This window comes from Aphanothece stagnina RSMan2012 (genome assembly GCF_046764815.1).
GTDB lineage: Bacteria > Cyanobacteriota > Cyanobacteriia > PCC-6307 > Cyanobiaceae > NIES-981.
This window is the reverse complement of the sequence record NZ_JBKOUC010000002.1, coordinates 91,214-109,144: the sequence shown is the minus strand read 5'-3', so window position 1 is coordinate 109,144 and position 17,931 is coordinate 91,214. Positions and strand designations below refer to the sequence as shown.

Here is a 17,931-nt window from a genome sequence, read left to right as displayed (position 1 = left end):
GCATTCCAGGGATCTTCGCAAATTCCACGGCCTGGCCAGGGGCGGCACCAGGGTTTGTCAAGGTTCGTCGCGGAGCGCGCCGCGGCCCGCCTCCCCAGAGGAACCCGCGCCGACCAGGCCCAGGCCCTGCTCGCTGATCCAGCCATCGAACGGCACGTCCCAGGCTTCGCGCGGCAGCCGCGGCGTGAGACAGCCGGCCGGCAGCACGGCCAGGGCGGGGACCCGACGCCAGCTGAGCTGGCCGCGCAGGCGGTCGTACCAGCCGCCGCCGTAGCCCAGCCGCACACCCTGCGCATCCATGGCCAGGGCGGGCACCAGCAGCAGCTGCAGGGCACTCGCCGCCAGGTTGCCGGCGGCTGGGGGCGGCGCCGGGATGCCGCAGGCGTCGCGCTCGAGGGGCTCGCCCGGCTGCCAGGGCCGGTACAGGAGCCGGCCATCGTCGATGGCCGGCAGGGCGAGGCGGACCGGCCCGAAGCCGGGCGCGGCCAGGGTTTCCCGTAGGTCGATCTCCCCCTCGAGGGGCCAGTAGATGCCCAGCCGACCCTCACCCCGCAGCAGGCCGGGCAGCAGCCGTTGCACCTGGGCGATCACCGCGCCCTCCGCATGGCTGAGCAGCCGGCGGCGCCGGGCCCGGAAGTGACGTCGCAGGTCCGCCTTCCGGGCTGCGTCCAGGCCCCCCTCCCTGCCCATGCCGTCAGCGCTGGAACCAGCCGGTGAGGGCGGCTGCCAGGGCGTCGGCGGCATCGTCCGGGCGCGGGGGCACTTCGAGTTCCAGTTCCCGCATCACCGCCTCCAGCACCTCGGGCTTGTCGGCATGGCCGTTGCCGGTGAGGGCCTGCTTGATCTGCATGGGGGGGATCTCCACGATCGGGATCCGGAACCGGGCCAGGGTCATGATGATCACCCCGCGGGCCTGCACCACCGCGATCGTGGTGCTGGAGCGGTAGAAGAAGAACTTCTCCACCACCGCCAGATCGGGGCGCCAGGTGCGCACCAGCACCCGCAGATCGCTGGCGATCTCCACCATGCGCTCACCCTCCCCCCGCCCGGCGTCGGTGCGGAGGATGCCGCAGTCGAGCAGGCGCTGGCTCGGCAGCCCAGCCTGGCCAGGCGGGGCTGCCTCGATCACCCCGTAGCCGACCCGGGCGAGACCGGGATCGATGCCCAGGATGCGCACGGGTACGCCGCGGCCTCAGGCGGCCAGGGCCAGTTCGAACTGGCTCCGGTCGCCGGAGTCGGCCCGATCGAACACCTTGCAGAACACCTTCACGACGCGGTCGCCCGAGTCGATCTGCTCGAGGGGGTCCTTGCGCAGGCGGTGGCGGAGGCAGCAGGCGGCCACGCGGGCCACGTCGTCTTCACTGACCTCGGTGCGTCCCTCGAAGGCCGCCAGGGCCCGGGCGGCCCGGTTGGTCACGATGTCGCCGCGCAGGCCATCGACATCGAGCTCGCCGCAGATGGCGGAGATGCGCAGCCGGAGGTCATCGTCGATCTGCACCTGGCCGAGGCGGTTCTGGGCCTCCACCACCCGGGCCTGCAGGCCATCCTGGGTCGCCTGCACGGCGGTGTTGAAGCCGTCGGGGTCGTTGTCGAAGGCGGTGCGCTGGTCCACCACCTGCACCCGCAGCTCCGGATCGCGCACGGTGCGCACCTCCACGCTCATGCCGAAGCGATCCAGCAGCTGGGGACGGAGTTCGCCCTCCTCGGGGTTGCCGGAGCCGATCAGCACGAAGCGCGCCGGGTGGCGCACGCTCACACCCTCCCGTTCCACGGTGTTCCAGCCGGAGGCGGCCGAGTCGAGCAGCACATCCACTAGGTGGTCGTCGAGCAGGTTCACCTCATCGACGTAGAGCAGGCCCCGATTGGCCTTGGCCAGCAGGCCTGGCTCGAAGGCCCGCACCCCCTCGCTGAGGGCCTTCTCGATGTCGATGGTGCCGCAGAGGCGATCCTCGGTGGCACCCAGGGGGAGGTCCACCATCGGCACCTGGCGCTTCTCGGTGGGCAGCTGCTCGCCGTGCTCCAGCCGCTGACGCACCTCGGCGCTCTGCAGATCGGGATCGTCGGGAGAGCTGTTGTAGGGATCGCCGGCCACGACGTCGATGTCGGGCAGCAGATCGGCCAGGGCCCGGATCGTGGTGCTCTTGCCCGTGCCCCTGTCCCCCATGATCATCACCCCGCCGATGCGGGGGTCGATCACGTTCAGCAGCAGGGCCAGTTTCATCTCCTCCTGACCCACGATGGCGGTGAAGGGGAAGACCCGGCGCTTGCGGGCTTGCGTCACGGTTGGCTGCTGGCTGGGGTCGGTGGGGATTGTTTCACAGGCAACAGGCTGAGCACCTGGGGTGGCGTGGCATCGGCCGGGTAGATCAGCCGCACCCGCAGCTGGCGCTGGGCCCCCGGGGCCAGGGTCACCGTGCCGAGGGCCGGACCGGGCTCCCCGGCCCGCTGCACCAGATGGAAGCGGCGGCGGCGGCTGGGTCGGCCGGCGGGGCCGTCCAGGCCGCTCACCTCGATCGGGCCGCGGAACATCACGGCCCGGGCCGGGGTGGCGTTGAAGCGCAGGCCGCCGGCCTGCTGGTCGGTCTTGAGCGGGGATTCCAGGGCCAGCTGCAGAGCCACCGGCTGCGGGCCGTCGTTCCGCAGCGGGATCGTGAGGTCGTACTCGACGCCGTAATTGCCGTGGGCCGCCCAGGCGGTGCCGGGGTAGAAGGCCTGGAGTTCGGCGGTCTGCACCTGGCCGGTGCCGAGGCTGCCCCGTTCCAGGGAGGCGATCGGCCACGAGATCGGTGCCCGGCCCGCGCTCAGCCACGGCTTGCCCGGATCGGTGATCGTGCCCTTCCAGGTGCTGCCGATCTGCACCCCGCTGACGCGGGAATAGATGATCCGGCCGCTGGCACCGCGGGGGGTCGGCTGGTGTTCCTTGGGGCTGAGGTCCCCATCCAGCAGGCGGGGCCAGGTGTCGGGCGGCGGGGGCGCATCGTCCGCTCCGAAGGCGGCGAGGGTGGCCAGGCTGACCGGCCCGCTGCTGACCAGCCGCAGTTGCAGGTTGCGGCCGTTGAGCAGGGGATCGAGACCGCGCACCGGCAGGGGCAGCACCAGCAGGGTGGTGGCACTGCCGGCCGGCAGCGTCCACTGCTGGGGGATCTCACGGCTCGGCGTCCTGGCCAGCAGTTCGGTGGCCACCCGGCTGCCCGGGCCGGCGTAGGCCGGCGTGGTGGTCTCCGCCAGCAGGGGCGGCAGGGGCAGGAAGGGTGCGCCGGCCATGGCCGGGTCCAGGGACTGGGACAGCGCCGTGGACCCGCCGAGCAGTTTGAGGGTCACCGGCTGGTTCCCCCGCGGCTGCGCCACCACCGCCAGCCAGAGGGTGGAGTCGAGGGTCTCCGGCTTGCCGGCGTAGACGTGGTGGCTGAACAGGTCGAAGCGTCCGCTGAGCGGCACGTCCAGGTGGGCGGCCGGCACCGGCCGTCCCTGGCCGGGGAAGGTGGAGAGCAGGATCCCCGGCCCGGTGATCAGTTCCGGGTTGTTGTCGTTCACGACCAGCAGCCGGTCGAGTCCCCCCGGCAGGGGGGCCACGGTCTGGGACCGCAGCACGGGCGCGGGGGAGGAGGGGGCGGGCTGCCCCCAGGCCGGCGCCAGGAGCAGCAGCGATCCCGTCGCGGCGAGCAGGGGCTTGAGGCGGGGGGTCATGGGCGGCCTACCAGGGTTTTGGCGACTTCGGCCGCCATGGCGCGGATGAGGTCGGTGGAGCGGGGGTCGTTGAACGGACCCTTGACCATGAAGGCCGCCACGGCCCGCTGGCCGTTGGGCAGCTGGATCAGGGCGGCATCGGCATAGGCGATGCCGATGTCACCGGTCTTGTTGTAGACGGTGATCCCGTAACTCAGCAGCTCGCTGTCGGGATCGGCCGCGTCCTTGCCCAGCCCCTGCAGCATCCCCAGGGGGATCAGGGTGTTGGTGCGGGAGGTGCCCATGATTTCCCGGAACAGGTCCCGGGCGCGGGGGCTCAGTTTCTCGCCCGTGTCCACCAGGGCGATGGAGCGGGCCAGATCCCGGGAGCTGGTCGTGTTGGTGCCTTCGAGGTCCGGCAGCCAGTTGTTGACCACCGTGGCCTGGAGTCCCAGGGTCTGGAAGTGGGCATTGAGCTTGGTCTTGCCCCCCAGGCGTTTGATCAGCAGGTTGGTGGCGCTGTTGTCGCTGACCCGGATCATCTCGGTGGCGGCCTCGAAGAAGGGGAACCGGGTCCCGATCGGTTTGTTCGCCATCCAGCCGGCGCCGCCGCCCACCACCTCCTTGGTGAGGGGCAGGGGCTCGTTCCAGCGGAGCCTGGCGGAGTCGAGGTCTTCCAGGCCGGCGAGCAGGATCGGGGTCTTGATGGAGCTCGCTGCCGGCAGGGGCAGATCGGGCTGCAGCTGGGCATAGCGCCCGTCATCGAGCACGAGCATGAAGCCGCTGACCTTGAGGTCCTTCTGGGCGGCGGCCAGGCGAGCCCAGCTCTGGCTGAGGGCCGGGAGTTCCTTGCGGGGCTCGAATCGACCCAGATCCAGGGTCTTGGCCGGGAGGGAGGCCGCCCCATCCGGCCTGGGGGCATTGAGGGTGCTCTTGGCCAGCTGCGGGGCCAGCAGCTTGAGCCCCGTGCCCACCAGGACCCCCATCCCCACCCCCATCACGGTGAGGCGGAGCAGGAGCCGCAGCGGCTGGCCCCAGCCGGCCCGGGGAGTCTGTGGTGGTCGGCCAGCGGTCAAGGCAGGTGGGGGTGTCGGCGCACCGACGCTAAGAGGGGTCGGGGCCGCTGCCGCCTTCGGGGTTGGCGCCCCGACGGCTGGCCCAGCGGAGCTGGCGCACCATGCCCCGCAACAGCGCCACCTCCTCGCCGCTGACCTGGCCGCGCTGCAGCAGCCGGCGGACCTTGGCCATCCGGGCCTCGGCGGTGTGGGGGTAGAGGAAGCCCGCCTCCAGCAGCAGGGCCTCGGCATCGGCCAGCAGGGCCTCGAGCGGACCGCGACGGCTGGGTTCAGGCGACTCCGGCGTGGGCCCTGCCCCAGCGACCGGCCCCAGACCATGCCAGGCGTGGAGCACCACCGCCACGGCATGGGAGAGGTTCAGCGAGCGGTAACTCCCGGCGGTCTGCAGGGCCAGCAGGCGGCCGGCCTGGAGCAGCTCGCCGTTGCTCAGCCCCCGGTCCTCCCGGCCGAAGACCAGCGCCACGGGGCTGTCCTCCCGGGACGCCGCCAGCCAGGCCAGCGCCTGATCGGCAGGCAGCAGCGGCAGGGGCTCGCCATCCCGGCGGCCGCTGGTGGCCACGACCCTCTGGCAGTCAGCCAGCGCCGCGGCCAGGTCGGGAAACAGGCGCGCCGTTTCGAGCATGTTCCGGCCGTGCACGGCCATCCGGCAGGCCTCCTCCCCCAGATGGTCACAGCGGGGGGCCACCAGGCGCAGCTGCTGCACCGCGAAGTTGGCGCAGAGGCGGGCGACGCTGCCGACATTGAGCGGGCCGGCCGGCTCGACCAGCACCACCACCAGGGCGCCGCTCACACCAGGCCGTTCAGGTAGGCCAGCAGGTCAGCCATCGCCTGGGGCTCCGGCTGGAAACGGGGCATGGGAGGGGTGCGGCCGCTCACCACCTGCTGGATCAGCTGGCGCTGGTTCCTGCGCTGGGACACCCCGTGCAGGTCGGGCCCGACCAGGCCCTGGGCCGCGATCCCGTGGCAGCCGGCGCAGTTGAGCCGGAACAGACGCGCCCCGTGCTCCACCGAACCGCTGAGCTCCAGGGTGCGGCGCGTGTAGGGATCAGTCCGGGCGGCCGGCAGGACCAGGATCACCACCACGATGCAGGCCGCGGCGGCCGCCAGCACCAGGGCGGCGACCAGGCCTCGGGGGATGGCGGGCTGGGCGATCTGGCCGTTCATCTCGGCGCTCACAGGGCAGCGGTCACAGGGGAAGGTTCACAGGAGACCAGGATCCAGGATCACAGAGGGAGAGGCTGGGCTGCGGATGCGGCGCTGGGCATGGAAGAATTGTGCCCTGATCGACGTCCGGCGCCTCCCATGATCGAACCCCTGCTCTGCGGCATCGTGCTCGGTCTGATTCCCGTCACGCTGGTGGGGCTGTTCGTGGCGGCCTGGAACCAGTATCGGCGCGGCAGCGTGCTCGACGCCTGAGGCGCTCAGTCCTCCCCAGGGCTGGTCCCCGACGGGGCCGCCGTGAGCAGGACCAGGCTCGAGCTGCCGTAACGGCGGCGATCCACGGCCTGCCAGCCCGCCGGCACCGGGGGAGGGGTCCTGCTGGCACACTCCCACAGCAGCAGGCCACCGGGCCTCAGCCAGCCACCGGCCAGCAGGGCGTCGGCGATCGTTCCGTACAGCCCGGCGGCATAGGGCGGGTCGGCGTAGGCAATGTCGAACCCTTCCCCGCTGCAGCCCCGCCGCAACCAGCGGACCACTTCGCCGCAGTGGAGCTCGGCGTGCCCCGGCTGGCCCAGCCCCCGCTCCACCATCGCCAGGTTGGCCCGGGCCACGGCGGCGATGCGGCGATCCTGTTCAATCGCCACCACCCGACCGGCGCCCCGCTGCAACGCCTCACAGGCCATCACCCCGCTGCCGCTGCAGAGGTCCAGCCAGCGACAGCCGGGAAGCCTGTCCGCCAGGAGGTTCATCACCGCCAGCCGCACCCGCGAGGCGGTGGGGCGAGCCCGCTCACCCGGTGGACTCTGCAGTCGGCGGCCTCCACTCAGCCGCAGGGTCACGCGCCGGGCTCCTGCCGCTGATCCAGCCAGTGCAGCCAGCGCTGCAGCAGGGCCTGGCCGGCCGCTCCGGACTTCTCGGGGTGGAACTGGCAGGCGCCGATCTCCCCCTGCCAGACAGCTGCCGTGATGGCCTGGCCCGCGAAGTCCACCCGGGCGGTGGTGCAGGCCGGATCGGTGGGATCGGCCGCATAGGAATGGACGAAATAGACCCAGGCTTCGGGAGATCCCGCCGGCAGCAGGGGGCTCGGGGTGGCGGGCAGCAGCGGCTCCCAGCCCATGTGGGGAATGGGATGGCCCGGCGTGCGCGGCAGGGCCCGGACGCGGCCGGCGAGCAGTCCCAGGCCCCTGGCCACGCCCTCATCGCTCGCTTCGAACAACAGCTGCAGCCCCAGGCAGATCCCCAGCAGGGGCCGGCCGGCGTCGCACCAGGAGCGGGTCGCGTCGGCCAGGCCGCTGCTCTCCAGCCGCGCCATGGCGGGGTCGAAGGCACCCACGCCGGGAAGCACCAGGGCCTCGCACGGCTCCATCGCCGCCGCGTCATGGACGGGGATCACCGTGGCCTGGAGCCGCTCGAAGGCCCGCTGCACCGAGTGCAGGTTGCCCATGCCGTAATCGATCAGGCCGATGCGCTTCATGTCCTGGCGGGTGGGGTCAGACCACGGTGGCGGAGCTGCCGCTGCGCTGGCCGCTCGACTCCAGGGCTTCGCAGTGCGGCAGCTCCAGTCGGTTGAGCCGGTCGATCAGCTGGTAGAGCCGTCCCATCCGCCGCTTGTCGAAGTGAAAGCGCAGGCAGGGACGCAGGAAGCCGTTCTCATCACTGGTCTCGGCCGCCTGGATCGCCCCCTCGTCAACCAGATCGTCAAACTCCCGGTTCAGCTGGTCGAGGGCCTCGGGCGGGATCGGCAGGTTGAGCATCAGTTCGACCCGATCGCTCTGCAGTTCCGCGGCATGGAAGACCCGGTAGAAGCGGCGGATCTGGGCCATGGCCTCCCGGGCGCTGTGGGTGAGGAACAGCAGGGAACTGTCCTCGGGGGAGACGAGGCCCCGCTCCCGCATGACGGTGAGACTCTTCTCCTCCCAGCCCAGCCAGAAGGGATCGCCCTCCGGGGCCAGCAGCACCAGCGGCATGGGCGGGGTGCGGCCGGTCTGAATCAGGGTGAGGGATTCGTAGAGCTCATCGAGGGTGCCGAAGCCGCCGGGCAGCACCACGAGCGCGTCGCTTTCCCGCAGAAAGAAGAGCTTGCGGGTGAAGAAGTAGCGAAAGTGCAGCAGTCTCCCCTCGCAGCTGCTGACAATCGGGTTCGGATGCTGCTCGAAGGGGAGATCGACGTTCAGGCCGATGCTGTTCTCGCAGCCGGCTCCCCGGTTGGCGGCCTCCATGATGCCCGCACCGGCGCCGGTGATCACCTCGAAGCCGGCGGCGACGGCTTCCCGGGCCAGTTCTTCGGCCAGAAGGTAACTGGGGTCGGTGCTGACGGTCCTGGCCGAGCCGAACACCGTGACCTTGCGGATGTCCCGCCGGGGCCGAAACACCCCGAGGGCCTCGCTGATGTCCGCGAGGGTGCCACTGACGATGCGCCAGGCCTCGGGTTCCTGCTCGCTGCGGCAGATCTCCAGCAGGGAGACGAGGGCTCGGTCGATCACCCGCCGTTGGGGGTGACCGACGAGCACCTCGGCGAGGGCCTGAACCGGACTCACGCCGCCCCCCCGGCTGGACGGCTGGCTGATGGCCGCTGGGCGGCCGTTCAGGGGAAGGGGCTCGGCGATGGAAGGCTCAGAGGTATTTGGTGATGGTGCCGGAGAGGGTGGTCTTGGGAACGGCTCCGACCACCGTGTCGACCTTCTGGCCGCCCTTGAACACCATCAGGGTGGGGATGCTGCGGATGCCGTACTGGCTGGCGACGTTGGGATTTTCGTCGGTGTTCAGCTTGAAGACCTTGATCTGGCCTTCGAACTCCTTGGCGATCTCGTCCACAATGGGGGCCACCATCCGGCAGGGGCCGCACCAGGGAGCCCAGAAATCAACCAGCACGGGCACGTCACTCTTGAGCACGTCTTGCTCGAAGGAGGCGTCGGTGACAGCGGCAGCGCTGGACATCCTTGTGGTGATCGGGGTTGTGGCAATCTAGCAAGGGTGCTCCGCCCTCCTCTCGGCAGACCAGCCAAGCGTTGCAGGGCGTTAAAGACAGAAGGCCCGGACGTGCCGGGCCGGAGGGTGTGAGGAGTGTGTGAGCCGTGAAGCCCCCACGGTTTCAATGTAGGGCTTACTTGGTAGGACTTACTTGCCCATGCCCAGTTGCTGGGCTTTCTGGTACACCTTGCCCTCGGTGAGCAGCGAGGGGGCCACGATGACCTCCACCTGCTGCATCTCCCTGAGGTTGCGGGCCCCCAGCGTGCCCATCGAGGTGCGGATGCAGCCGAGCAGGTTCTGGGTGCCGTCGTCGAGGCTGGCCGGGCCGCGCAGGATCTTCTCCAGGCTGCCGGTGGTGCCCACCTTGATGCGGGTGCCGCGGGGGAGCACCGGACTCGGGGTGGCCATGCCCCAGTGGAAGCCCCGGCCCGGGGCCTCGGCGGCCCTGGCGATCGGCGAGCCGATCATCACGGCGTCGGCGCCGCAGGCCAGGCATTTGCAGATGTCGCCACCGGTGACGATCCCACCGTCGGCGATCACCGGCACGTAGGTGCCGCTCTCGCGGGCATGGTCATCCCGGGCGGCGGCGCAGTCGGCCACCGCGGTGGCCTGGGGGATGCCGATGCCGAGGACGCCCCGGCTGGTGCAGGCGGCACCCGGGCCGATGCCCACCATCACGCCGGCGGCACCCGCCCGCATCAGCTTGAGGGCCACCTCGTAGGTGACGCAGTTGCCGATCACCACGGGAACGCCGAAATCCCGGCAGAGGGCCTCGAGGTCCAGGGTCTCCTGCCCTTCCGGCCCGATGTGCTCCGTGCTCACCACGGTGGCCTGCACGAAGAAGAGGTCGGCACCCGCTTCGGCGATCGCGCGCCCGAACCGGATGGCCGCCACCGGGGTGGCGCTCACCGCGGCAATGCCGCCCTGCTCCTTGATCTGGGCGATCCGCTTGCGGATCAGGTCTTCCCGCACCGGCTGGCTGTAGAGCTCCTGCATCAGCGGCACGAACTCTTCCTTGCCGACCGCGGCGATGCGATCCAGCACCGGGTTGGGATCGTCGTAGCGGCACTGGACACCCTCGAGGTTCAGCACCCCGAGCGCGCCCTGCCGGGTGAGCTCGACGCACATCCCGACATCCACCACCCCGTCCATGGCGCTGGCGATGATCGGGATCTCGCGGGTCACACCGCCGAGGCTCCAGGTGCTGTCGGTGACGGAGGGGTCAACCGTGCGGCCGCCGGGCACCAGGGCAATCTCGTCGATCCCGTAGGCGCGACGAACGTTGCGGGAGCGGCCGAGCTGGATGTCCACCGGAAACAGACGTATTCGGGCCAAGCTATCAACCGGTGCGACGCTCAACCGCGGCCCAGGAAGGCCTGCCAGCGGCGGTTCAGATCGTCGAGGATCTGCTGGCGCTCGCTGCTGCGCAGCAGCCGGGGCAGGCCATGGCGCAGCAGCCAGATGATGCCGATCAGCTCCAGCAGCCGGGGCACCAGGGGGAGTCCGTCGAGGGCGGCCAGCAGGGATGCGTAGATGCGCAGGACCAGCACGACCGCCACGACCGCCAGCAGGGCGGTGAGGGGGGTGCGGGCCTGCTGCCAGGTCTCCTGCAGCCGGCCGCTGGCCAGCCAGTCGCGCACCTTGCCGGTGAGGAGGTCCCATTCGCCCCCTTCGCCGTCGCCGGGCGGAGGCGTCGCCCCTTCCCGCGGCGGAACGGTGACCGTGGCGGCCACGCCGGGGACCTCAGCGGGGGGCTGCTCGGCTGGGGCCGCGGCCGGGGCTGCGGCGGGGGCTGCGGCGGTGGGCTCGGGCGTGGAGGGCTCCGGCTCAGGGGTCGCCCGCTCGGGGGACGCCAGCTGGACGGGTTGCGGCTCCGCGCTGGACGCGCCGACGGGATCCTGGGGGGCGGCCTCCTCCTGGCCGCTCAGGTTCGGCTGGCCGTCCGCTGGTCGGCCGTCCACGGGCGGCTTCTCCTCCGGAAGGCTGGCTTCGGGACGGCTGTCGGCGGCAAGGTTGTCGTCGGCCATGGCGCAGTGGACCCGGGGCAGGGGGGTGGCTGGCCGGGAGCTTAAGCGTGATTCCCGGGACCCTCAGGGATCGAGGGGAACCAGTGCGGGGCGTCCACCCAGCGGCAGGCCGGGCAGGCGCAACGGGAAGGTGCCGGAGCTCAGGCGCTGCACCAGGTCCTCGGCGACCTCCTGCGCCAGGCGAGGGCTGTGGGCCGGCGCACAGCGCAGGGAACGCCCGCCGACCGTCAGGTCGCCGTGCAGCAGATCGGCATAGGAGGCCGTTCCCAGGGACGGCTTGACCCGTCGCGGGATCGCCAGGTCGAGCACCGGCGCTTCCAGCTGCTCCGGGCCGGCGGCGGCCTGACGGGCCACCGTGGGGTCGAGCAGGGGCACCGGGGCGGCGATCGCCACGAGCAGGGCATGGCCATGCCCCTCGAAGAAACAGGGCCGCAGCCAGCGACCATCCAGGCCATGCAGGTCCACGGCCACGGCCGCCACGGCTCCGGGGGTGCGGGCATGACCGCTGGGCTGTCGCCTGGGCTCGGGTTGATGGCCGCTGCCGCTGCCGATCACCCAGCCGATGGCTCCGCCCACCAGCACCGGCGAGCCTGGACCGAGCAGGTGCAGGCCGGGCATGGTGAGGCCGATGCTGCCGGGGCCTCCGCAGCTGTAGAGGGCCGTGGTGAAGGGGCCCAGCAGCGGGCCGAGCGGGCTGTGGCAAAGCTCCGGCGCGCTGCTCACCGCCACGATCCCGTTCTCGCCGATGGCGCGATGGAGCAGCAGACGACCCGCTGCGATGCGCTCCAGGCTGAGGTCGGTGTGCAACTCCCGCCGCGGATGCAGCGGGGTGGCTTCCCCGCCGGCGGCCAGGGGCACGCTCCTGCCGGCGAGGAGGGCACCGAGCAGCCGGGCTCCGCTGGGCCCCTCCCGCTCGGTCGCGGCGCCGCCGATCGGCAGCACCAGCTCGCCGCTGCCGCCGCTGGCCAGCCCGTTCACCCCCCCCAGCTGCACAGTCCGCAGCCGGATCGGTGGGTCGCAGGGGCCCAGGGAGAGCTGCAGGCTGGCCTGGTCCGTGAAGCCCGCATCCGCCGCCACCACCACATCGGTGGCGGCATAGGCCGCGGCCAGGCCCTCCCGCGCCACGAGGGCCCGGTAGTGGGCCGCCGTGAGCACCCGCAGTTCACCCCGCTCCTGGCGTTGGCGCAGCCCGGCTTCGCTGCGGGGAGGTGGCGTCATCGGCGCGGCGGCGGATCGGAACCGCGTGCGGAGCTGTCGATAGAATGACCCGGTTGAAGGTTGTCCTGCATGGCGGATCCCACCGGACCGAACAATCCCGGTGATTCCGGCGCCGGTGATTCCGGTTCGAACGGCGATTCACGGATCATCCAGACCGACCTTCGCAACGAGATGTCGCGCTCCTATCTGGAGTATGCGATGAGCGTGATCGTGGGACGGGCGCTGCCCGATGCCCGCGATGGACTCAAGCCCGTGCATCGCCGCATCCTCTATGCGATGTATGAGCTGGGGCTCACCAGTGATCGCCCCTACCGCAAGTGCGCCCGCGTCGTGGGTGAAGTCCTCGGTAAGTACCACCCCCACGGTGACACCGCGGTCTATGACGCGTTGGTGCGCATGGCGCAGGACTTCAACATGCGCCTTCCCCTGGTGGATGGGCATGGCAACTTCGGATCGGTCGATGGCGATCCGCCGGCCGCCATGCGTTACACCGAGTCGCGCCTCCAGGCGCTGACCACGGATGCCCTGCTGGAGGACATCGAAGCCGAGACGGTCGACTTCGCGGACAACTTCGACGGATCCCAGCAGGAACCCACGGTGATGCCCGCCCGCATCCCCCAGCTGCTGCTGAACGGGTCCACGGGGATTGCCGTCGGGATGGCGACCAACATCCCGCCCCACAACCTCACCGAACTGATCGATGGCCTGCTGGCCCTGATTGAAGATCCCGATCTGGATGATCAACGCCTGCTGGCGATCATCCCCGGCCCGGACTTCCCCACCGGCGGTCAGATCCTGGGTCGCCGCGGCATCCGGGAGACCTACAGCACCGGCCGCGGCTCGGTCACCATGCGTGGTGTGGCCTCGGTGGAGACGATCGAGGCCAAGGGCCGGCCTGACCGGGATGCGGTGATCATCACGGAACTGCCCTTCCAGACCAACAAGGCCTCGCTGATCGAACGGATCGCCGAGCTCGTCAATGACAAGAAGCTTGAGGGGATCGCCGACATCCGGGATGAGTCCGACCGCGATGGCATGCGGATCGTGATCGAGCTTAGGCGGGATGCCTATCCCCAGGTCGTTCTCAACAACCTGTTCAAGCTCACCCCCCTGCAGAACAACTTCAGCGCCTACATGCTGGCCCTGGTCAAGGGCGAGCCGGTGCTGCTCACCCTGCGCAAGATGCTGGAGGTGTTTCTCGACTTCCGGGTCGAGACGATCGAGCGCCGCACCCGCTATCTGCTGCGCAAGGCCGAGGAGCGCGACCACATCCTGCTCGGCCTGCTGATCGCGCTCGAGAGTCTGGATGCGATCATCGCCCTGATCCGGGCCGCCGCCGACACCGCCACCGCCCGCACCGAACTGATCGCCCAGTTCGGCCTCACCGACATCCAGGCTGACGCCATCCTGCAGATGCAGTTGCGGCGGCTCACGGCCCTGGAGGCCGACAAGATCCGGCTGGAACACGAGGATCTGCTGGCCAAGATCACCGATTACAAGGACATCCTGGCGCGGCGGGAGCGGGTGTTCGGGATCATCACCGAGGAGCTGGTGGCGATCCGGACCCGCTACGACTCGCCGAGGCGCACGGAGATCCTCGATCTCGAGGGCGGGCTGGAAGACATCGACCTGATCGCCAACGAGCGATCCGTCGTGCTGCTCACCGAAACCGGCTATCTCAAGCGCATGCCCGTGAGCGAGTTCGAGGCCACCAGCCGCGGCACCCGGGGCAAGGCCGGCACCCGCAGCCAGGGGGAGGAGGCCGTGCGGCTGTTCATCAGCTGCAACGACCACGACAACCTGTTGCTGTTCAGTGATCGTGGCGTGGTCTATGCGGTGCCGGCCTACCGGGTGCCGATCTGCAGCCGCGCCGCCAAGGGCACGCCGATCGTGCAGCTGCTGCCGATCCCCCGGGAGGAGCAGATCACCTCGCTCCAGGCCGTGACTGCGTTCACCGAGGATGCGGTGCTGGTGATGCTCACCAGCGGCGGCTACATCAAGCGCACCCGGCTCTCGGCCTTCGCCAACATCCGCTCCAACGGGCTGATCGCCATTTCCCTGGAGGAAGGTGACGATCTCCGCTGGGTTCGCCTGGCCCAGCCTGGCGACAGTGTGCTGATCGGCTCCCTCAAGGGGATGACGATTCACTTCCGCCTCAGTGATGAGGAGTTGCGCCCCCTGGGCCGCACCGCCCGGGGTGTGCGCGCCATGAACCTTCGCCCGGGGGATCAGCTCGTGAGCATGGATGTGCTCTCGGCCGACCTGGCGGATCGGGTGGCGAACAGCCAGCTCGCGGCCGAGGTCTCGGCCCTCGAGGAGGAGGAGGCCAGCGCCGAGGCAGGCGAGGGCACCGAAGCCGGCGACGGGGAGGAGGTGACCCCCAGCGAGGGGCCCTGGGTGCTGGTGGCCAGTGCCAGCGGTCTGGGCAAGCGGGTGCCCGTTGATCAGTTCCGTCTCCAGAAGCGGGCCGGCATGGGGCTGCGGGCGATCAAGTTCCGCCGCGAGGGGGATGTGCTCGTGGGCCTCAAGGTGCTGGGGGCGGGCGAGGAACTGCTGCTCGTGAGCGAGAAGGGCGTCATCGTGCGCACCCAGGCGGATGCGATCCCCCAGCAATCCAGAGCGGCCACCGGGGTGCGCCTGCAGCGCCTCGATGCCGGGGATCGGCTGGTGGAGGTCGTGCTGGTTCCGCCGGCGCCACCGGAGGAGGAGGAGGCCGACGAACTCAGTGGGGCGGAATCGGCGCCCACGGCATCCACCGAGTCCGCCTGATGCTGCGGAGCAGAGGTGAGGTGGGCCGGGCCCTGAACCCCGCCGCCCGGCCTGCATGCCGGCATCGATGAGCGACGTGCTGGTGATCGGGGCGGGCCCGGCCGCCCTGGCGATCACGGCGGCGCTCGGCGCCGAAGGGCTGGCGGTGACCGTGCTGTCGCTGGGGGATCCCGCGGCTCCCTGGCCCAACACCTATGGCATCTGGGGCGATGAGGTGGACGCCCTCGGTCTGGGGCATCTGCTGGAGCACCGCTGGAAGGACACCGTCAGCTACTTCGGTGCGGGCGATGCCGATCCCGCCGCGCCGGCCAACCGGCCGACGGTCCACGGCCGCGACTACGGCCTGTTCGACAAGCACGGGCTGCAGGCCCACTGGCTGGCCCAGGCCGAAGCCGCCGGGGTCGCCTGGGTGCGGGGGCGGGCGACGGCGATCGGGTTCGACGGCCCGGCCGGGGCGGCCAGCCCCGGCGGCAGCTGCGCGGTGACCAGCGCCGATGGCCGTGTGCTGCAGGCGCGCCTGGTGATCGATGCCAGTGGCCACGAGGCCGCGTTCATCCGCCGCCCCGACCGCGGGCCGGTGGCCGGACAGGCGGCCTACGGCGTGGTGGGTCGCTTCAGTGACCCGCCGGTGGGCCCCCGGCAGTTCGTGCTGATGGATTACCGCAGCGATCATCTGACGCCTGAGCAGCGGCTGGAGCCCCCGTCCTTTCTGTATGCCATGGATCTGGGGGAGGGCTGCTTCTTTGTGGAGGAGACCTCGCTGGCGCTGGCGCCCCCCCTGCCCTTCGAGACCCTCAAGGCACGGCTCGCGCAACGGCTGACCCACCGCGGCATCACGATCACGGCGGTGGAGCACGAGGAATGGTGCCTCTTTCCGATGAACCTGGCGCTGCCTGATCTGGATCAGCCCGTGCTGGCCTTCGGTGGCTCGGCGTCCATGGTCCATCCGGCCTCGGGCTACCTGGTGGGCTCCCTGCTGCGGCGGGCACCCGGCCTGGCCCGGGCTGTGGCGGCAGCCCTGGCCGATCCCCACGCGTCACCGGCCGCGCTGGCGGCCGCCGGATGGCACGCGCTCTGGCCCCTGGAGCTGCGGCGCAAGCAGGCCCTCTACCAGTTCGGCCTGGAGAAGCTGATGCGCTTCGAGGCACCCCAGCTGCGGGCCTTCTTTGCGAGTTTCTTTGCCCTGCCGGCCGAGCAGTGGTACGGCTTCCTGTCCAACACCCTCACCCTGCCCGCCCTGCTGGCGGCGATGGTGCGCCTGTTCGCCACGGCCCCCGCCGGGGTGCGCTGGGGCCTGATGGGCATGCAGGGGCGGGAGCTGGGGATGCTCGCCCGGCTGTGGCGTCCCTGAGCCAGCGCCGCTGAACCCCCTGAAGCCGGTGAGGCCGAGGCTGGTGAACGACCTCAGCTGAACGACCTCAGGTGGACGCCTTCAGGTCGGCAGCGCTGGGGAGGCTGACCCAGTCGGCGGCGTTCAGGGCGGGGAAGAGGCCATCCTCGCGCTGCACGGCCTGCAGCCAGCCCTCGGGCAGGGCCGTGCCGCGATCGATGGCATCCATGAGCCGCCAGAAGCGGTCGAGGTGGCGTTCGATCCGCTGGCGGGCCAGGTCGGTGGTGGTGCCGGCCCGCAGGATGAAGCTCCAGTCGGAGCTCTGGGCGAGCAGCAGTTCCCGTCCGGCCTGGGTGAGCAGCTGGCGTTGGAGGGCCGTGCGAACCCCGCGGTTGACCCGGCTGACCATGGCCCGGGAGGCGCGCTGCCACTGGGGCACCACCCAGGCGTTGGTGTCGTTCAACCAGTAGGTGTGGTAGCCGCCCTGGCCCCAGCTGCTGGGCGAGGGGCGGCAGACCTGCAGGGTCCGGTCCCGGGCGAGCACCTCCCGCAGGCTGACCAGCTGCACCTCGGCCGCTTCCGCCTGGCGGAACAGGGCCGCCAGGAACTGGGGCCCCTCAAACCACCAGTGGCCGAACAGCTCGGCATCGAAGGGGGCGACGAGCAGGGGCGGCTGGGCCATCGAATGGCTCAGGCCGGCCAGTTCCTGCCGCCTGCCCTCCAGGTAGGCCTGGGCATGCTCCTCCACCCGCATGGCCGCGGCCTCCGGGTCGTAGGGCTGCTTCTGATCCAGGGGACAGCCCTGGCCGGTGACGCGATGCAGCTTCAGACCCAGGGGCCTGGGGCTGGTGATCCCCACCTCCTGCAGACGCTCCTGAGGCAGATCCCAGCCCAGGTCGCGATGGAATTCGCGGTAGACCCCGTCACCGGGGTAGCCCTCCCGGGCGCTCCAGACCGGCAGGGTGGCGTTGCCATCCCGACCGAAGAAGGCCACGCCGGTGGGGGAGCAGATCGGGGCGAACACCCCGTAGCGCGGGCGGGGCAGGGCGTGCAGCAGGCCGTGGCCGTCCAGCACCGTGTAGCGCAGGCCGCAGGCGGCGAGCTGCTGGTCGAGCCCCTCGTAGTAGGCGCACTCCGGCAACCAGATCCCGAGGGGCCGCGCCCCGAGCTGGCGCTCGTGCTCCCGCACCGCGTTCAGCAGCTGGGCCCGCACCGCCTCCGGCACCTGCCGCAGCAGGGGCAGGTAGCCGTGGGTGGCGCCGCAGGTGATCAGGTCCAGCACCCCCAGCTGCTCGAGCTGGCGGAAGCGGGGCACCAGCAGGCCCCGGCACGCCTCCCACTGGCGGATGACACCCTCCAGCTGACGGGTGAGGGCCATGGCGGCCCCGGCGTGGGATTCGGGCGCCTGCACCAGCAGCTGCAGGCGCTGTTCCAGCCAGGCGAGAAAGCGGGCGTTGAGCTCGGTGTCCCCCAGCAGGCTCAGCAGGGTGGGGGAGAGCCCCAGGGTGAGGCGCGGCTGCTGGCGACGATCCTGCGCGGCGGCCTCGAGCACCGCCAGCAGGGGCAGGTAACACTCCTGCAGGGCCTGGAAATACCAGTCTTCCTCCAGGGAGCCGGGCTCCCCGGAGCGGACATACGGAAGGTGAGCGTGCAGGACGAGGGCCAGATCCCCGGTGGCCATGGCCTTCCCGCAGTCGGATCACTTTAGGCGCAG

General features: G+C 71.0%; 18 protein-coding genes. 3 read left to right on the top strand and 15 right to left on the bottom strand.

What is annotated here, in order from left to right; genetic code table 11:
* Positions 1–57 precede the first annotated feature (57 nt).
* From ACLNEE_RS02185 to ACLNEE_RS02155, 7 genes are read right to left on the bottom strand one after another with little or no spacing between them, the layout of a single operon-like run.
* Complete coding sequence (locus ACLNEE_RS02185; RefSeq protein ID WP_411422211.1) at positions 58–690, bottom strand: 5-formyltetrahydrofolate cyclo-ligase; 633 nt, start codon at positions 688–690, stop codon at positions 58–60.
* 4 nt (positions 691–694) lie between these two features.
* Positions 695–1,177 (bottom strand): crossover junction endodeoxyribonuclease RuvC, encoded by a 483-nt coding sequence (ruvC, locus tag ACLNEE_RS02180; RefSeq protein ID WP_411422212.1) that lies wholly within the window; start codon positions 1,175–1,177, stop codon positions 695–697.
* A 15-nt stretch (positions 1,178–1,192) separates the two neighbouring features.
* Entirely contained in the window at positions 1,193–2,281 is a 1,089-nt protein-coding gene (gene bchI, locus ACLNEE_RS02175; RefSeq protein WP_411422213.1) for a magnesium chelatase ATPase subunit I, read from the bottom strand.
* Positions 2,278–3,687 (bottom strand): DUF3370 domain-containing protein, encoded by a 1,410-nt coding sequence (locus tag ACLNEE_RS02170; RefSeq protein WP_411422214.1) that lies wholly within the window; start codon positions 3,685–3,687, stop codon positions 2,278–2,280. The genes bchI and ACLNEE_RS02170 overlap by 4 nt, the downstream gene beginning before the upstream one ends.
* Entirely contained in the window at positions 3,684–4,742 is a 1,059-nt protein-coding gene (locus tag ACLNEE_RS02165; protein WP_411422215.1) for a serine hydrolase, read from the bottom strand. The genes ACLNEE_RS02170 and ACLNEE_RS02165 overlap by 4 nt, the downstream gene beginning before the upstream one ends.
* Before the next feature lie 28 nt (positions 4,743–4,770).
* A complete protein-coding gene (locus tag ACLNEE_RS02160; RefSeq protein ID WP_411422216.1) occupies positions 4,771–5,532 on the bottom strand; it encodes an RNA methyltransferase in 762 nt (253 codons plus the stop codon).
* Complete coding sequence (locus ACLNEE_RS02155) at positions 5,529–5,906, bottom strand: c-type cytochrome (protein ID WP_412006729.1); 378 nt, start codon at positions 5,904–5,906, stop codon at positions 5,529–5,531. The genes ACLNEE_RS02160 and ACLNEE_RS02155 overlap by 4 nt, the downstream gene beginning before the upstream one ends.
* A gap of 138 nt (positions 5,907–6,044) precedes the next feature.
* Between ACLNEE_RS02155 and petG the strand changes: the two genes are divergently transcribed.
* Positions 6,045–6,158 carry a cytochrome b6-f complex subunit V gene (gene petG, locus ACLNEE_RS02150; RefSeq protein WP_411422257.1) on the top strand — a complete coding sequence of 38 codons (114 nt, stop codon included), beginning with the start codon at positions 6,045–6,047 and terminating at the stop codon, positions 6,156–6,158.
* A gap of 5 nt (positions 6,159–6,163) precedes the next feature.
* Here petG and rsmD read toward each other — a convergent pair whose 3' ends face one another.
* From rsmD to ACLNEE_RS02115, 7 genes are all read right to left on the bottom strand, one after another.
* Entirely contained in the window at positions 6,164–6,742 is a 579-nt protein-coding gene (gene rsmD / locus ACLNEE_RS02145) for a 16S rRNA (guanine(966)-N(2))-methyltransferase RsmD (protein ID WP_411422218.1), read from the bottom strand.
* Positions 6,739–7,377, bottom strand: a complete 639-nt coding sequence (gene hisH / locus ACLNEE_RS02140; RefSeq protein WP_411422219.1) for an imidazole glycerol phosphate synthase subunit HisH — start codon at positions 7,375–7,377, stop codon at positions 6,739–6,741. Before hisH ends, rsmD begins: the two co-directional genes overlap by 4 nt.
* A 16-nt stretch (positions 7,378–7,393) precedes the next feature.
* Positions 7,394–8,440 (bottom strand): LOG family protein, encoded by a 1,047-nt coding sequence (locus ACLNEE_RS02135; RefSeq protein ID WP_411422220.1) that lies wholly within the window; start codon positions 8,438–8,440, stop codon positions 7,394–7,396.
* A 76-nt stretch (positions 8,441–8,516) separates the two neighbouring features.
* Positions 8,517–8,840, bottom strand: a complete 324-nt coding sequence (gene trxA / locus ACLNEE_RS02130) for a thioredoxin (RefSeq protein WP_006909712.1) — start codon at positions 8,838–8,840, stop codon at positions 8,517–8,519.
* Positions 8,841–9,020: 180 nt separating this feature from the next.
* Entirely contained in the window at positions 9,021–10,184 is a 1,164-nt protein-coding gene (locus ACLNEE_RS02125) for a GuaB3 family IMP dehydrogenase-related protein (RefSeq protein WP_411422221.1), read from the bottom strand.
* 44 nt (positions 10,185–10,228) lie between these two features.
* The gene (locus tag ACLNEE_RS02120) at positions 10,229–10,900 is read right to left on the bottom strand and encodes a CAAD domain-containing protein (RefSeq protein WP_412006728.1); all 672 of its coding nucleotides are present in this window, start codon (positions 10,898–10,900) and stop codon (positions 10,229–10,231) included.
* Positions 10,901–10,963: 63 nt separating this feature from the next.
* The gene (locus tag ACLNEE_RS02115; RefSeq protein WP_411422223.1) at positions 10,964–12,118 is read right to left on the bottom strand and encodes a homocysteine biosynthesis protein; all 1,155 of its coding nucleotides are present in this window, start codon (positions 12,116–12,118) and stop codon (positions 10,964–10,966) included.
* A 69-nt stretch (positions 12,119–12,187) separates the two neighbouring features.
* On the opposite strand from ACLNEE_RS02115, the gene gyrA reads away from it, so the two are divergent.
* A complete protein-coding gene (gyrA, locus tag ACLNEE_RS02110; RefSeq protein WP_411422224.1) occupies positions 12,188–14,887 on the top strand; it encodes a DNA gyrase subunit A in 2,700 nt (899 codons plus the stop codon).
* 55 nt (positions 14,888–14,942) lie between these two features.
* Positions 14,943–16,238 carry a lycopene beta cyclase gene (gene crtL, locus ACLNEE_RS02105; protein ID WP_412006727.1) on the top strand — a complete coding sequence of 432 codons (1,296 nt, stop codon included), beginning with the start codon at positions 14,943–14,945 and terminating at the stop codon, positions 16,236–16,238.
* Positions 16,239–16,305: 67 nt separating this feature from the next.
* On the opposite strand, the gene ACLNEE_RS02100 is transcribed toward crtL, so the two are convergent.
* Entirely contained in the window at positions 16,306–17,898 is a 1,593-nt protein-coding gene (locus tag ACLNEE_RS02100; protein ID WP_411422226.1) for a glycoside hydrolase family 57 protein, read from the bottom strand.
* Positions 17,899–17,931: the final 33 nt, after the last annotated feature.

Bases quoted from the DNA above. Each gene is read 5' to 3' on its own strand.
- ACLNEE_RS02120 (WP_412006728.1), bottom strand. From the start codon at position 10,900: ATGGCCGACGACAACCTTGCCGCCGACAGCCGTCCCGAAGCCAGCCTT.
- ACLNEE_RS02155 (WP_412006729.1), bottom strand. From the start codon at position 5,906: ATGAACGGCCAGATCGCCCAGCCCGCCATCCCCCGAGGCCTGGTCGCC.
- crtL (WP_412006727.1), top strand. From the start codon at position 14,943: ATGCCGGCATCGATGAGCGACGTGCTGGTGATCGGGGCGGGCCCGGCC.
- ACLNEE_RS02100 (WP_411422226.1), bottom strand. From the start codon at position 17,898: ATGGCCACCGGGGATCTGGCCCTCGTCCTGCACGCTCACCTTCCGTAT.
- petG (WP_411422257.1), top strand. From the start codon at position 6,045: ATGATCGAACCCCTGCTCTGCGGCATCGTGCTCGGTCTGATTCCCGTC.
- ACLNEE_RS02185 (WP_411422211.1), bottom strand. From the start codon at position 690: ATGGGCAGGGAGGGGGGCCTGGACGCAGCCCGGAAGGCGGACCTGCGA.
- hisH (WP_411422219.1), bottom strand. From the start codon at position 7,377: ATGAAGCGCATCGGCCTGATCGATTACGGCATGGGCAACCTGCACTCG.
- gyrA (WP_411422224.1), top strand. From the start codon at position 12,188: ATGGCGGATCCCACCGGACCGAACAATCCCGGTGATTCCGGCGCCGGT.
- ACLNEE_RS02115 (WP_411422223.1), bottom strand. From the start codon at position 12,118: ATGACGCCACCTCCCCGCAGCGAAGCCGGGCTGCGCCAACGCCAGGAG.
- trxA (WP_006909712.1), bottom strand. From the start codon at position 8,840: ATGTCCAGCGCTGCCGCTGTCACCGACGCCTCCTTCGAGCAAGACGTG.
- ACLNEE_RS02170 (WP_411422214.1), bottom strand. From the start codon at position 3,687: ATGACCCCCCGCCTCAAGCCCCTGCTCGCCGCGACGGGATCGCTGCTG.